This window comes from Mesorhizobium sp. AA22, from assembly GCF_001672375.2.
GTDB lineage: Bacteria > Pseudomonadota > Alphaproteobacteria > Rhizobiales > Rhizobiaceae > Mesorhizobium > Mesorhizobium wenxiniae.
Map to the genome: position 1 here is coordinate 3,486,840 of NZ_CP048406.1, position 12,391 is coordinate 3,499,230.

At 61.2% G+C, this 12,391-nt stretch carries 12 protein-coding genes; 7 read left to right on the forward strand and 5 right to left on the reverse strand.

What is annotated here, in order from left to right; all coding sequences use genetic code 11:
• Positions 1–2: 2 nt before the first annotated feature.
• The gene (locus tag A9K68_RS16885; protein ID WP_065007789.1) at positions 3–1,415 is read left to right on the forward strand and encodes an MFS transporter; all 1,413 of its coding nucleotides are present in this window, start codon (positions 3–5) and stop codon (positions 1,413–1,415) included.
• A gap of 51 nt (positions 1,416–1,466) precedes the next feature.
• On the opposite strand, the gene radC is transcribed toward A9K68_RS16885, so the two are convergent.
• Together radC and map are read right to left on the reverse strand one after the other, a co-directional pair.
• Entirely contained in the window at positions 1,467–2,222 is a 756-nt protein-coding gene (gene radC, locus A9K68_RS16890; protein WP_065007790.1) for a DNA repair protein RadC, read from the reverse strand.
• Positions 2,223–2,290: 68 nt separating this feature from the next.
• Positions 2,291–3,118 (reverse strand): type I methionyl aminopeptidase, encoded by an 828-nt coding sequence (gene map / locus A9K68_RS16895; protein WP_065007791.1) that lies wholly within the window; start codon positions 3,116–3,118, stop codon positions 2,291–2,293.
• Between the two features lie 235 nt (positions 3,119–3,353).
• Here map and A9K68_RS16900 point away from each other — a divergent pair, with 235 nt between their 5' ends.
• The 4 genes from A9K68_RS16900 to A9K68_RS16915 all read left to right on the forward strand — a co-directional run bounded on the left by A9K68_RS16900 (position 3,354) and on the right by A9K68_RS16915 (position 7,995).
• Positions 3,354–3,650, forward strand: coding sequence for a DUF982 domain-containing protein (locus A9K68_RS16900; RefSeq protein ID WP_065007792.1), 297 nt, complete (start codon positions 3,354–3,356; stop codon positions 3,648–3,650).
• Positions 3,651–3,789: 139 nt separating this feature from the next.
• Positions 3,790–4,449: a DUF2161 family putative PD-(D/E)XK-type phosphodiesterase gene (locus A9K68_RS16905; protein WP_065007793.1), complete on the forward strand. Its 660-nt coding sequence runs from the start codon at positions 3,790–3,792 to the stop codon at positions 4,447–4,449.
• Between the two features lie 695 nt (positions 4,450–5,144).
• Positions 5,145–7,043, forward strand: coding sequence for a calcium-binding protein (locus A9K68_RS31760; RefSeq protein ID WP_246811171.1), 1,899 nt, complete (start codon positions 5,145–5,147; stop codon positions 7,041–7,043).
• A 517-nt stretch (positions 7,044–7,560) separates the two neighbouring features.
• On the forward strand, positions 7,561–7,995 hold the full coding sequence (locus A9K68_RS16915; protein ID WP_246811172.1) for an RNA ligase family protein: 435 nt from the start codon (positions 7,561–7,563) through the stop codon (positions 7,993–7,995).
• Between the two features lie 247 nt (positions 7,996–8,242).
• Here A9K68_RS16915 and A9K68_RS16920 read toward each other — a convergent pair whose 3' ends face one another.
• Positions 8,243–9,694, reverse strand: coding sequence for an inorganic triphosphatase (locus A9K68_RS16920; RefSeq protein WP_065009420.1), 1,452 nt, complete (start codon positions 9,692–9,694; stop codon positions 8,243–8,245).
• A gap of 129 nt (positions 9,695–9,823) precedes the next feature.
• Here A9K68_RS16920 and A9K68_RS16925 point away from each other — a divergent pair, with 129 nt between their 5' ends.
• Complete coding sequence (locus A9K68_RS16925; protein WP_065009421.1) at positions 9,824–10,066, forward strand: hypothetical protein; 243 nt, start codon at positions 9,824–9,826, stop codon at positions 10,064–10,066.
• Positions 10,067–10,812: 746 nt separating this feature from the next.
• Positions 10,813–11,046, forward strand: a complete 234-nt coding sequence (locus A9K68_RS16930; protein ID WP_065009621.1) for a hypothetical protein — start codon at positions 10,813–10,815, stop codon at positions 11,044–11,046.
• A gap of 365 nt (positions 11,047–11,411) precedes the next feature.
• On the opposite strand, the gene A9K68_RS16935 is transcribed toward A9K68_RS16930, so the two are convergent.
• The gene (locus A9K68_RS16935; protein ID WP_065009424.1) at positions 11,412–11,795 is read right to left on the reverse strand and encodes a hypothetical protein; all 384 of its coding nucleotides are present in this window, start codon (positions 11,793–11,795) and stop codon (positions 11,412–11,414) included.
• An 11-nt stretch (positions 11,796–11,806) separates the two neighbouring features.
• The gene (locus A9K68_RS16940) at positions 11,807–12,316 is read right to left on the reverse strand and encodes a gamma-glutamylcyclotransferase family protein (protein ID WP_065009425.1); all 510 of its coding nucleotides are present in this window, start codon (positions 12,314–12,316) and stop codon (positions 11,807–11,809) included.
• Positions 12,317–12,391: the final 75 nt, after the last annotated feature.

Here is a 12,391-nt window from a genome sequence, read left to right on the forward strand (position 1 = left end):
ATATGGAACGAGCACCTTCGGTTCGGTGGGCGCTTGCCGGCCTTTCGCTGTCAATGTTGCTGTCCTCACTCGGCATCAGCATCGCCAATGTTGCCTTGCCGACCTTGGCGCAGGCGTTCGACGCCTCGTTCCAGGAAGTCCAGTGGATCGTGCTGGCTTATCTCCTCGCCGTGACCACCCTGATCGTCAGCGTTGGACGGCTCGGTGACCTCATCGGTCGCCGGCGGCTGTTGCTGGCCGGACTGTTCCTGTTCACGACGGCGTCGGTCCTATGTGGTGTCGCGCCGACGCTCTGGCTGCTGATCGCCGCGCGGGCGGCGCAGGGCTTGGGGGCGGCCATCATGATGGCCCTCACCATGGCTTTCGTCGGTGATACGGTTCCGAAGGCAAGGACCGGCAGCGCTATGGGGCTGCTCGGAACGATGTCGGCGATCGGCACCGCTCTCGGTCCGTCGCTCGGGGGCCTTCTGATTGCCGGATCCGGCTGGCGGGCGATCTTCCTTGTCAACGTGCCATTGGGTTTGCTGGCCCTTGTTCTCGCCTATCGCTACCTGCCGGCTGATCGCCGGGGATCGAAGACGGATCGGGCCGGCTTCGACGTTGTGGGCACGCTGCTGCTTGCCTTGGCGCTTGGCGCCTATGCGCTCGCGATGACGTTCGGGCGTGGCAGTTTTGGTCCGCTCAACATGGCTCTGTTGGTCGCAGCCGTTTTCGGAGCCGGCTTCTTTGTGCTTGTGGAGGCGAGGGTGGCATCACCTTTGATCCGATTGGCCGCATTCCGCAATGCGACGCTGAGTACGAGCCTCGCCACGAGCGCACTCGTCGCGACGGTGATGATGGCGACACTGGTGGTCGGGCCGTTCTATCTGTCTCGTGCGCTCGGGCTCGACGCGGCTCTTGTTGGCGTCGTCATGTCGGTCGGTCCGCTTGTCGCCGCGCTGACCGGCGTGCCAGCTGGTCGCATAGCGGACCGTTTTGGCGCTGGGCGCATGACCATCATTGGGCTCATCGCGATAGCGGCCGGTTGCCTCACTCTATCCATGATGCCGACAATATCAGGCATCCCTGGCTACATCGCTCCGATCGCAATCGTCACATCAGGCTATGCGCTGTTCCAAACGGCCAACAACACCGCCGTCATGTCGGATATCCGCCCGGACCAGCGGGGCGTCATTTCCGGCTTGCTCAATTTGTCGCGCAATCTCGGGCTCATCACCGGTGCATCCGCCATGGGCGCCGTGTTCGCATTCGCCTCAGTGACGATCGACATCGCAACGGCGCGCCCCGAGGCCGTTGCCGCCGGCATGCGGATCACGTTCGCAGTCGCGGCGGTTCTGATTGTCGTCGCGCTCGCGATGGCGGTTGGTAGCCGTGCTCTCGCTGCGCGCCCCTCTCTGCCTGGAGGTATTTCTTGACACGAGACCGTACGCTTTCGACAAGAAGCCGATGCATGCTCGGATCGGGCGTCAGATCAGCAGCAGGCCCTTCATGCTGGCATGACCCTTCTTGCCGATGATGATGTGATCGTGGACGGCAATGCCGAGCGGTTTGGCCGTCTCGATGACCATCTTGGTCATCTCGATGTCGGCGCGCGACGGCGTCGGATCCCCTGACGGATGATTGTGCGCCAAGATGATCGCCGTGGCGGAGAGTTCGAGCGCGCGTTTGACCACTTCGCGCGGATAGACCGGCGTGTGGTCGACGGTGCCGACCTGCTGCACCTCGTCGGCGATCAGCGCGTTTTTCTTGTCGAGAAACAGGATACGGAACTGCTCGCGCTCCTCGAAGGCCATTACCGACCGGCAGTATCCGAGAACCTGCGTCCAGGAGGACAAGACCTCGCGGCCTTTGATCTCGCTACGTGCCGCGCGTTGGGCGGCCGCGGCAACGATCTTCAGATCGAGCGCCACTGCCGGGCCGATACCCCTGACCTCTTCAAGTCGCGCGACAGGCGCGCCAAGCACCTCGGCAAGCGTGCCGAAACGCGCCAGCAGCGCCTTGGCGACGGGCTTGGTGTCGGAGCGGGGGATCAGGCGGAAGAGCAAGAGCTCCAGCAATTCGTAGTCGGGGAGGGCGTCGGAACCCGCGGCCGCGAACCGTTGGCGCAAGCGGTCGCGATGACCGAGATAATGCGGCTTTTCGACCGACTTGGCTTTCGCGAGCGATTTTATCGGTCTTTCGGGAAAGAAGATGCGTTCGTCTTCGTCGCTGGTTTTTCCCATAGGCCGCCCATATCCAGCATTTGCCGGGCAGATGCCCGCGACTTGTCGAACACTATACCGGCAGGACACTATGCCGGCAGGCCCGGGCGGTCGAGGTTTTTTGGCGACAGCGTGAAAATCTCGCACCCGGCCTCGGTGACGCCGATCGTGTGCTCGTACTGCGCCGACAGCGAGCGGTCGCGTGTCACCGCCGTCCAGCCATCCGACAGCACCTTTACGTGCGGCCGGCCGAGATTGATCATCGGTTCGACGGTGAAGATCATGCCCGGCCGCATCTCGACGCCCTCGCTGGCGCTGCCATAGTGCAGGATGTTCGGCGCGTCGTGAAAGAGCTGGCCGACGCCGTGGCCGCAGAAATCGCGCACCACCGAGCAGCGCTCGCCTTCGGCATAGGTCTGGATGGCGGCGCCGATGGCGCCGGTGCGGGCGCCGGGCCTGATCGCCGCGATGCCGCGCATCAGGCATTCATGCGTGACCTCGAGCAGGCGCTCGGCGGCGCGCTTGATCGTGCCCACCGGATACATGCGCGAGGAGTCGCCGTGCCAGCCATCGAGGATGTAGGTGACGTCGATGTTGACGATGTCGCCGTCCTTCAACGGCTTGTTGTCGGGAATGCCATGGCAGACGACGTGGTTGATCGAAGTGCAGGATGACTTCGTGTAGCCGCGATAGTTGAGCGTCGCCGGCAATGCGCCGTGATCCATGCCGAATTCGAAGACGAAGCGATCGATGGTTTCAGTGGTAACGCCCGGCGCGACGATCGACACAAGTTCGTCGAGGCAGCGTGCGGTGAGGTCGCAGGCCTTGCGCATGCCGGCAAAGCCCCCTTCGCCGTAGAGGCGAATCTGGCCGGTGTTTCTGAGTGGTGCCGTGGCGGCGTCGAGATAGGTGACCATTGTGTCCGTCTTGCCGGAAGAAAGGGCTTCTGATGAGCCCGCGCGAAAAGTCTCTCAGATTTGGCACCGGACGGCGCCAGGTTCAAGGACGAACTGCCGGCGATGGGCTCAAGCCGGCGATATTCATGTCTTGCGGCTTCATCCTGTGCCTGTCCAGCCCGTGCCAGGGTTGTTCGTCCGCACTGACGACATATTTCTGAGCGACAAGTGGGGAACGCGTTCTGGAGAGACACGAATGGACAGATTGCAATTCGAGGTGCCGGTTCGCATCACGACAGCGCCTGGCCTGCCGGTCGAGGAAATCTACAGCGTCGAACAGGCGCTGGATTTCCTGCAAGGCTGGCCGGTTCGCCGGCAGGGCCCGGTCTATCAGGCCGCGTTCAATGCCTGCTTTGGCGCCACGGTCGACCTGGTCGAGACCGAGGATGCTTGCCGGGCGTTCATGGCGTTCTGCCGAGTAAGCCGCCTCCTGGCCAGGGACATGCTGGTTCCGCGCAAGCGCGGAGGCGAGGCAAGGGGGCTGAGGGTTTAGCGGCCGAGCCGGGCAGTCCCAGCGAACTGCTTAATGCATCCCACACTTCCATGCGTTCGACGAGCGGCAAATCTGCCCCAGAGCGGCATGCCTTCGGTGATGCTGTGCCAGCCAGTCACGAATCGGCTATGGCTCCGGCATGCAGGAAACGTCTCTTTACATCCCGGTGAAGCGGTTTCTTGAGAGCCTGGAATTCACCGTTAAAGGCGAAGTTGGTGGTTGCGACGTCGTGGGACTGCGTGACGGCGAGCCGCCCGTGGTCGTCATCTGCGAATTGAAATTGCAGTTCAACCTCGAACTCATACTTCAAGGTGTCGATCGTGCTGCGTCATGCGATGAGGTCTGGCTCGCGGCGCAGATGTCGGCCCGCGGCAAAGGCCGCGAGCATGACCGTCGGTTCCGCGCACTCTGCCGGCGGCTCGGGTTCGGGCTTCTGGGGGTTAGTTCCGCCGGCAACATCGAATTGCTGCTCAGCCCGGCCGCTTTGCCGCCCCGGCGAGACCCGAGACGAAGATCGCGCCTGGTGGACGAGCATCGTCGCCGGCGCGGCGACCCTGTAGTCGGCGGCGGCTCGCGTACGCCGATAATGACCGCTTACCGGCAGGATGCGCTGGCCTGCGCCGCTGCGATGGTCGACGGCCCGAAGCGCCCGCGCGACTTGAAAGCCATTTCACCACGCGCCGCCAAGATCCTGCTTCACAATGTCTATGGCTGGTTCGCCAGGGCCGAGCGCGGCGTCTATGCGCTGACGGACGTTGGCCGCGCTGCGTTACACCGCTGGCCCCAACCGGCTCCATAACGAGGCGGCGCCGAGTTTGTTTGAGCGGCTTGCCGCGGGCAGGGGAGACAACGTACCTCTCCCGACTTGGCAACGATCAGAGTCGACGCGGCTGTATCGGTTGTCGCTCGCCGTGGAAAGCATTATTGCACCAGGCGAAACGTGACAGCCTCTTCCGAGTTGCTCATCTGCCTTGTGCACACCCGTTGATGCCGCGAAATAGAGTTGCGTCGAACTCAAACGCGGCAATGGGCACTGTCGCCGGCGAGATATCGCAAACTGCGATCGCCCGCGGCAAGATTGTTCAAACAAATAGTCCAAACTGGCTATGAGGCGGCCAGCGCGTCGCCTCCATTGTTACTGCCACGCCAGAGCGCAAAAATCGAGCGATGCGGCGGCAGGAGACAATGAAGGCAGCAGCCAGAAACAACAAATGTTGATATTTGCGTTACCAAGCGCGTCGAGCGGATCGGCACGTGTAGGAACAAAAAAGGAATATTCTGGTAGTTCAGCAAGACTGTCTACGGATTGTTTTTCACGAATTCGACCTTGGCAGGAGCGCGCACTTTGTGAGGTGAAGTCCGGCCTGCGGCACTCGATGCAATACCAAAAATCTCAAAAATTCTATCAGAGGGGTGTGGGTATTTGATTTGGCGCTAATATACGCCGTCAAGTAGGCAGGCCACCGCGGGGCGCTAAGAAAAAAAGGATTATCAATGGCACTTCATTTCGCAGCAGGTGGGTCCGCCACAGAAGTCGCTAGCGCCGGTTTCAATCTGGTCGACGTTCAATACATTGACCAGGTCAACGAGCTGCCGGATGGCATGAAGGCTATGGTCTGGCTCAACGAGGGCGAGGGCGTGACCCAGTCCTTTATCGACAAGGTCACCCCCTTCCTTGGCAATCCGAAGGTGTATGGGTTTTTTCTCGTCGACGAGCCGGATCCCACCGGCAAATACCACACCCAGGTAGACGCTGAGGATCTGAAAGCCGAATCCGACTGGATCCACGCTCGCATGCCAGACGCCAAGACCTTCATCACCGCGATGGACATGGGGTCTGCCGCAGACCCGGATTTTTCCAACACCTACAACTATGACAACACGCATATCGATCTGTTTGGAATAAGCGCTTATCCGGTGCGCACCGGAACAGACACGGTCGACTACGACATGATCGACAGAACCGTGGCTGCTGCGGTGGAGTCGGGCATCCCGGTCAGCCAGATCGTCCCGGTCCATCAGACCTTTGGCGGCGGCAATTGGACGACCAACACGGGCGGCAAATATGTCATGCCGACGGCGGATCAGCTGCAGACGATGATGGACCACTGGGACGAACTGGTTCCGTCGCCCGAATTCGACTTTGCCTATGCCTGGGGTTCGCAGGAAGGCGACGTCGCACTTGAGAGCTCGCCGGAACTGCAGGCTGTTTTCCGGGAGCACAATCTCAGCACAACTGGGACCGTCGCTTCCGACGTCATCGATGACAGCTCTACCGCAACTGTCCCTGCCGACGCCACCATCAGCGACGACAGCGCCGCTGCGGCCGCCGCTTCCGACACCACCACGAGCGACGACAGCTCTACTGCGACCACCGCTTCCGACACCCCAGCGAGCGACGACAGCTCTACTGCGGCCGCCGCTTCCGACACCACCACGAGCGACGACAGCTCTACTGCGGCCGCCGCTTCCGGCACCACCACGAGCGACGACAGTGCTACTGCGGCCGCCGCTTCCGGCACCACCACGAGCGACGACAGCGCTACTGCAGCCGCCGCTTCCGGCACCACCACGAGCGACGACAGCGCTACTGCAGCCGCCGCTTCCGGCACCACCACGAGCGACGACAGCGCTACTGCGGCCGCCGCTTCCGACACCACCACGAGCGACGACAGCGCTACTGCGGCCGCCGCTTCCGACACCACCACGAGCGACGACAGCTCTACTGCGGCCGCCGCTTTCGACACCACCATCAGCGACGACGGCGCTACTGCGACCGCCGCTTCTGACACCGCCGCCAGCGATGGCAGTTCCACTGAGACCGCCGCTTCCCGCCCCACGACCAGCAATGGCGGTGTTCATGCTGTCCGTGGTGCCGATGCGACCCATGCAGCCGCCGGCACCGACAGGGCGGCAAACCATGACGGCAACGACTCCTCCCATGTCGACAATGGCGGCGAAAAGGCAGGCAGCAGTGTCGACCGGGTGTTGGCCGCCCTTTCTGGCGGCTCGGAGTCGCTCGCCGGTTCACACGACAAGACGGCCGGCAACGGGTTCGCCCACACCGTCGAGGATAATGAAAATGTCGGCGCCAATGCTAGCAAGGGCGGCGCCGCCGAGATCATGTCCGGCCGCGGAGGCCACGACGCCTTCGACTTCAGCTGGCTCCAGGAAAAGCTGCAGGACAAGCCTCACTTCGACCAGGCCTTCTTAGACGGGCTCAAGTCGGGAGGGGAGTCATCCGACGCTCTGTCTACGGCTGCGCATGATCGTTCCGACCAGGTCAGCTACGACAGTTCGACCGGGTCGCTCTCTTTGGACAGCGACGGGACGGGAGATGCACCTCAAACGCAGCTCGCCAGCCATTTTCCATGGCAGCAGCATTCGCTGTGACCTGAAGCAGCTACGGGCGGGAAACTAGATCAGGCCCGGCCTTTGTTCACCTCGAAGAACATGGGCCGGGCACGTTCCCGTGCCGGCCATCAATCGTCTTTCCACAAATTCCGCGGCGAGATACAGGTCATATTGGCGTCGCGGGATTGCCTCCGCAGTTCGGCAAAGTCCGAACGGGCCTTCTCTTCGAGGACGATGGCTTCGCCGTTGATGAGGCCTCGCCCGGGCCCGCGCTCTCCGCCAGAGGCGCGGGCTTTCTTTCATGTGCGGTGGGCTTTTTGCGTGTGGAACAAAAGGCTTGAGACAAAAGTTTGGGCATCTGCAGCATGTTTTCGCAGGCACATGCTGCGAGATCGGTGTCCTCCGATCAGCCCGCGTCCTCTCCCCCGGGACGCGGGCTTTCTTTCATTCGCAAGGAACCGAAACGTTCAAAGTCTATTGAATCGAGTTGGTTGTGTGGGGTTTGTATGAGTGGGGCGCGCCGCTGGCGTTTATTCCTCCGATGGAGCCCAAGCTGGTGGCCAAGCCGCCCGAGGGCGAAGACTCGATTCACGAGATCAAGCTCGACGGCTACCGCGCCCAGGTGGTCATCGACGAGCCCAGCGTTCGCATCTTCACGCGGCGCGGGCTGGACTGGACGTCAAAGTATCGCGACCTGGCAGAGGCAGCCAAGACGCTCGATGTCGAGAGCGCGATCATCGACGGCGAGATCATCGTGCTGAACGACGCCGGCCTGTCCGATTTCGGCGCGCTGCGCAAGGCGACTACCAGGCGGCAGCATGACCTCTATTTCGTCGCCTTCGATCTGCTGCACATAAACGGCACGATCTGCGCGACATGGCACTGGAAGACCGCCGCGAGATCCTGGCTGGCATCATTCCGCCCGAAATCAGGATCCAGTTCAGCCAGGCGCTGCCGGGCGAGGCCAAGGGAAAGCCGGCATTCGCCCTGATGGCCGTAGCCGGGGACCCGCAAATATATCGGCAGCGCTTTCGTCAAGCGTGAATCCCGATGCGCGAGCGGCTTTGGAAAGGGTCGAGGAGCTTGCCGGGTCACCGCCCAAGGAAACGCCAAAGCGGCCGGCAACGCAGTCAAGCCCAAAAACAACCGTCACAACTTGTCCGCACGATCCGCCTCCTCGTCGCCTGCTGCCAAGCGGTGCTAGAGCTTCGTCGGTCCCTATGGTTCTGCATGCTGCCTCAACGCCAGAAGCGCCTCGTGTTGACAAAGGCGTCGTGCGCTTCCGCGGCGTCCTCAAGAAGTTTGGACTTGTCTTCAGCGCTGAAGAGATCCTGCGCGCCAGCCACGTCCGAAAGCTCAAGCGCTGCCAGCATATCGGAGGCGGTGGCGAGATCGTTGAGGCTGCCGAGCTGATCCTGTAGGTCCTCCATCACCTTGATGAACCCTCGATGGCGTTTGGCTTCCGCCTTGCTCTTGTAAAGCGGCTCGAAGAATTCCGCCGCATAGCGCAGTTTCTTTGCGGCGATGCGCACTTCGTGGCGGGTCTCGTCATCGGCATCGATGAGATTTTTGCCGCCCTTCGCCACCTTTTTCCAAGATTTGTCAAATACGCCGGAGGCGAAATCCCTTGACGACTGCTCGTACAACGTTTCGTCCGATTGGTCGGTTCGCCAGTCCCCGATGGAAATCCACTCGGCGGCATCGATCATCAAGGAGCGGGCGCGCACCGAGGAAAGCGATGCTTCGACCGCCGCATAGGCTTCGTCGCGCGCGGCTTGAAGACGGCTTGAAAGAGCCTCGCTCGAAGCGCGGTCGATCATCGCGTCGATATTGCGCGCATCGCCAAGTTCCGAGGCGAGCCATTTCAATTCTTCTCGCAGATGGTCAAAACGGCTGTCGGCGAACAACGACTTGCAGATCGAGCAAAGGGAGCGCAGCCGTCGCAGCGACACGCGAGTCTGGTGCAGGGCCTCGGCATCGCGGGACCAGCCAAGCGCCGTTTCATTGAGACGAAACTGTCTGAGACAGGCCGCGGCGATGCGCGCGAAAGCCGTTGCCGTGCTCATCTCGGATGTGAGCGGGGTCGAAGCTGCTTTCACAGCACCGGGCGCCGCGCCAAGCAGACGATAGCCCCGCTCCGCTTTGCTCAGCACCCCGAGATGCGCCGGCGTGATCACGTTGACTTTCCGGGCGAGCGCAAACAGCGCTGTCGGTGAGCCTGCCTTCTTCTCCAACTCGATCTCGCACAGCGGCGCCTCGCGATCGGCTGCAACGACCTTGCCAAGATCCAAAGCGACTTCGATCGTGGCGTCGCCATCCATCACATTCCAAGAATGCCGTTTGACATGAACCTCGAACAAGGGCGCGAGCTTTTGGCCAGCCCCTGCTAGCAGGTTCCGGATCTGCGGATCGTCAAGTATCGGTGTATCGCCGGCGACCGGTCGCTCCCATTCCTCGCGCGTGAACGATCCGGCCGCGGCGCCATCGCCGGCTTTGACGGTTTGTATCCGTTCATTTCCCGATTGCCGAATACGAAGCGACAGGCCGCGCTTGGACAGATCCCATCCGGGGGTGTCGAAATAGATGGATCTCAGCTGAAGATTGATGGGCGGGGATCCGAACGGATTTTTCTTCAGGAGTGACCCCGCACCGGACTGCGAAAGCTCGAGCTTCAGTTCCGTTTCCTGCATGATGTCCTCGCGCGGCGTCGCTTCACGGCAATCGGAGAGACCTCACGTATGGTGCGTCATCAGACTGTCACAAACAACCGCCCGCCTCGACCAACTGCGGCCCTGGGCCCCCCAAGCCGGCAAACGACAATGCGCGAGCCGGAACCACACTTCTCGGTCGTCGTTCATCCGGTGATGCAGGAGAAGGACACAGAGATGGCTACGAAAGGAAAGAAGGGGGCGAGCCGCGTGGTGAAGGGGCAAGAGCTGGAGGTAGAGCACCTGACGGAAATTGCCGACGTCTCGCCGAAACAGGCGCGTGCTTTGTTGCGTAAGCATGGTGCCGACTGGCCCAAGCTCAAAGACGAAGCCGAGGATTTGAAGGAAGACTGAAACTCTTGGTGCGGCTTCTTCTCTGTCTCTCCGCCCCATTGCGGAGCGGCACTGCCCGGCCTGGCTGGTTAACGCCCTTCTGGCGAAAGGGCCGCTTTCGCCCCTATGAGACAGCCGGCCAGCCGGTCCGCGCGTTGGCGATCGCGCGGACCGGCAGATAGGCGTTGGTTTCCAGCCATTTGTGCAGCACGGTTCGGATGAGGTCGGATCTGCCATTTTCATCTCGGCAGCAATGGAATCGAGCGCGTCCTCCGTGCGGGCTCCAGTGGCACGCCGGAGACGTTTCGAAGCATCAGTGCAGCCCTACGAGGACAATCAGAAGATCGGCGCGGGAGATGTCCGCGATCCCAGCCGCTGCAATTCGTTCTCATGGCGAACGATTCGATTGACACGCTGGGCAAGGCGACTCGGCACAACATGCTCGTCAAGGCGGAATGCAGTTGCGGCAACGTCCGCTACCGCTCGGCCGATCTGATGATGGTGTACGGCGGCGGCGCCGATCCCCTGAAGCTCAAATTCGACTGCAGTCGGTGGAAGCCGCATCAAGATCACGTTGCTCGAAGTCCACCCCGAGCACCTGCCGAAGCGCCTCGTGGTCTAAGCCGATGAAGATCGACGGCAGATCGTTTGGCACACCGAGCGGTTTCGAGGATGAGTGGCGTGCATCTCTCCAGTTTTTATTAGAACCAAACCGAGCCTCGGGAATTGATTCTTTCGGTAGGAACTCCTTGGCTAGGATGGAACGGATGAACAGTCGGGAAATGCAAGATATCTGCTCCACGTTGACTAAATTGGTCACGCCTGAAATGTCACCCAAGCAATTGATGAACGCTGCCCGCAAGGCGCACCCGAAGGCCTCGAAGAAGGCTATTGCCAGAGCGGCATTCTATTCTCTTATTGCCAACGCGGACCACCAAGACTCTGACAAGTCGAAAAAGCTCCAAGCGTTCGCAATTTCAGAGCGGACACAGTCCGATTAGGGCTGCGAGTTAAAGCCGCCCGTGGCAGGGATCGTGCTCTCATGATCGGCTGTCGTCGTCAACAGCACGAGCCAGTCGTCGAAGTTGTCGTTTGGTAAGCTGCTGCGGCACATTAGCCGGTGCAGCCCGGGACTTGCCCTTGATCCTATTCTTGATTTCTCCGATGCCGGCGCGGCCGGCTTGGGCGAGGCCAGAGCCCAGCATATCAAGCGCAGCCCGGGGATGTCTCCGGATGAGTACCCCCAGCGCCCGCACAGCGGCGACGCCTTCCAAGCGATGCAAGATCGTGTCGGAATAGGGCTGAAGAAGCCGCCGCTCCACGAACTTGGGCAAGCCCGAGCGGGCATCCGGAATGCGCCTTACCTCTAGTGTGTGGCTCGGCGCGCGCGACTGTCCCGGTGCTTCTCGCCCTTCGATTTATGTTCCGGTAGAACTTTGTGTGCGGCGTCCGAGACGACTCCCATCACAGCGGAGGCGGCGCTCTGCACCATTTCCGTAGCGAGTCCTGCAACTCGTGCCGATTTCTTAGCGCCAGTCTTTGCTGCCGACTTAGTGGCGTCGGCGATTTCCGCTCGCTCACGTACCAAGACGGCTGCTGCTGCGCCGGCGCCTGCGGTGATCGCATTGGCCAGCAAATCTCGTCCGACCGAGCTCGCTAGCAAGCTGCGCAAAAGGGTCGACTTACGCACTGGTTTGGGAACTTTGAAGCCGCCAATCTTCTTGGGAAGCTTACGCTTATTTTTAGCCATGACGCGATCTCCTATCGGTCTATGGAACGCAAGGATGAGGATAGGGTTCCAACCTGTGAAACATAGGCTAGTGAAGCCTGCTCTCTTCTCCCAGTCTTGTCGCAGTACCCCTTGGTTTTGGCGGGAAGGATAAAGCGCCGATCATCGTATACATCAAGGTAGCCGGAGTGGACGGGCTCGGCGAGATCCCATGTCTTCATGCAAGCAAGCGCAGAAAGCGCTCTTCCACCTTCGATCGGCTTCACATCGATCGACACGCGCAGGTTTTCGGGTTTGCCGATCGATTCGATGCAATCCAGATTCTCCATCGCGCGCTCCTCCACGATGTATAGTTCTCCGACAACATGGAACCCTATACCGGGTTCATTGAACATCATGGGGGCAAAACGCGGACCAGCGATGAGCAACGGAAAGCGCGCTTGGGTACGATAAGGTCCGAGCATAGTCGCACTCGCCAGTCCCTGCTGATGAAGGGGGAAGCCCTTCTTGAGGGTTCCAAAGACAAACACGTTCTGAGCCATGAGAGAGAACGTCCTGCTATGGGCGTTGGTTCATCATGGGGAATCTGATTCCATAAGGGGGGTCGGCCGGCGCCG

Bases quoted from the DNA above. Each gene is read 5' to 3' on its own strand.
- A9K68_RS16885 (WP_065007789.1), top strand. From the start codon at position 3: ATGGAACGAGCACCTTCGGTTCGGTGGGCGCTTGCCGGCCTTTCGCTG.
- A9K68_RS16940 (WP_065009425.1), bottom strand. From the start codon at position 12,316: ATGGCTCAGAACGTGTTTGTCTTTGGAACCCTCAAGAAGGGCTTCCCC.
- A9K68_RS16925 (WP_065009421.1), top strand. From the start codon at position 9,824: ATGCGCGAGCCGGAACCACACTTCTCGGTCGTCGTTCATCCGGTGATG.
- A9K68_RS16905 (WP_065007793.1), top strand. From the start codon at position 3,790: ATGCAGGAAACGTCTCTTTACATCCCGGTGAAGCGGTTTCTTGAGAGC.
- A9K68_RS16920 (WP_065009420.1), bottom strand. From the start codon at position 9,694: ATGCAGGAAACGGAACTGAAGCTCGAGCTTTCGCAGTCCGGTGCGGGG.
- A9K68_RS16935 (WP_065009424.1), bottom strand. From the start codon at position 11,795: ATGGCTAAAAATAAGCGTAAGCTTCCCAAGAAGATTGGCGGCTTCAAA.
- radC (WP_065007790.1), bottom strand. From the start codon at position 2,222: ATGGGAAAAACCAGCGACGAAGACGAACGCATCTTCTTTCCCGAAAGA.
- A9K68_RS16900 (WP_065007792.1), top strand. From the start codon at position 3,354: ATGGACAGATTGCAATTCGAGGTGCCGGTTCGCATCACGACAGCGCCT.
- map (WP_065007791.1), bottom strand. From the start codon at position 3,118: ATGGTCACCTATCTCGACGCCGCCACGGCACCACTCAGAAACACCGGC.
- A9K68_RS31760 (WP_246811171.1), top strand. From the start codon at position 5,145: ATGGCACTTCATTTCGCAGCAGGTGGGTCCGCCACAGAAGTCGCTAGC.
- A9K68_RS16930 (WP_065009621.1), top strand. From the start codon at position 10,813: ATGAACAGTCGGGAAATGCAAGATATCTGCTCCACGTTGACTAAATTG.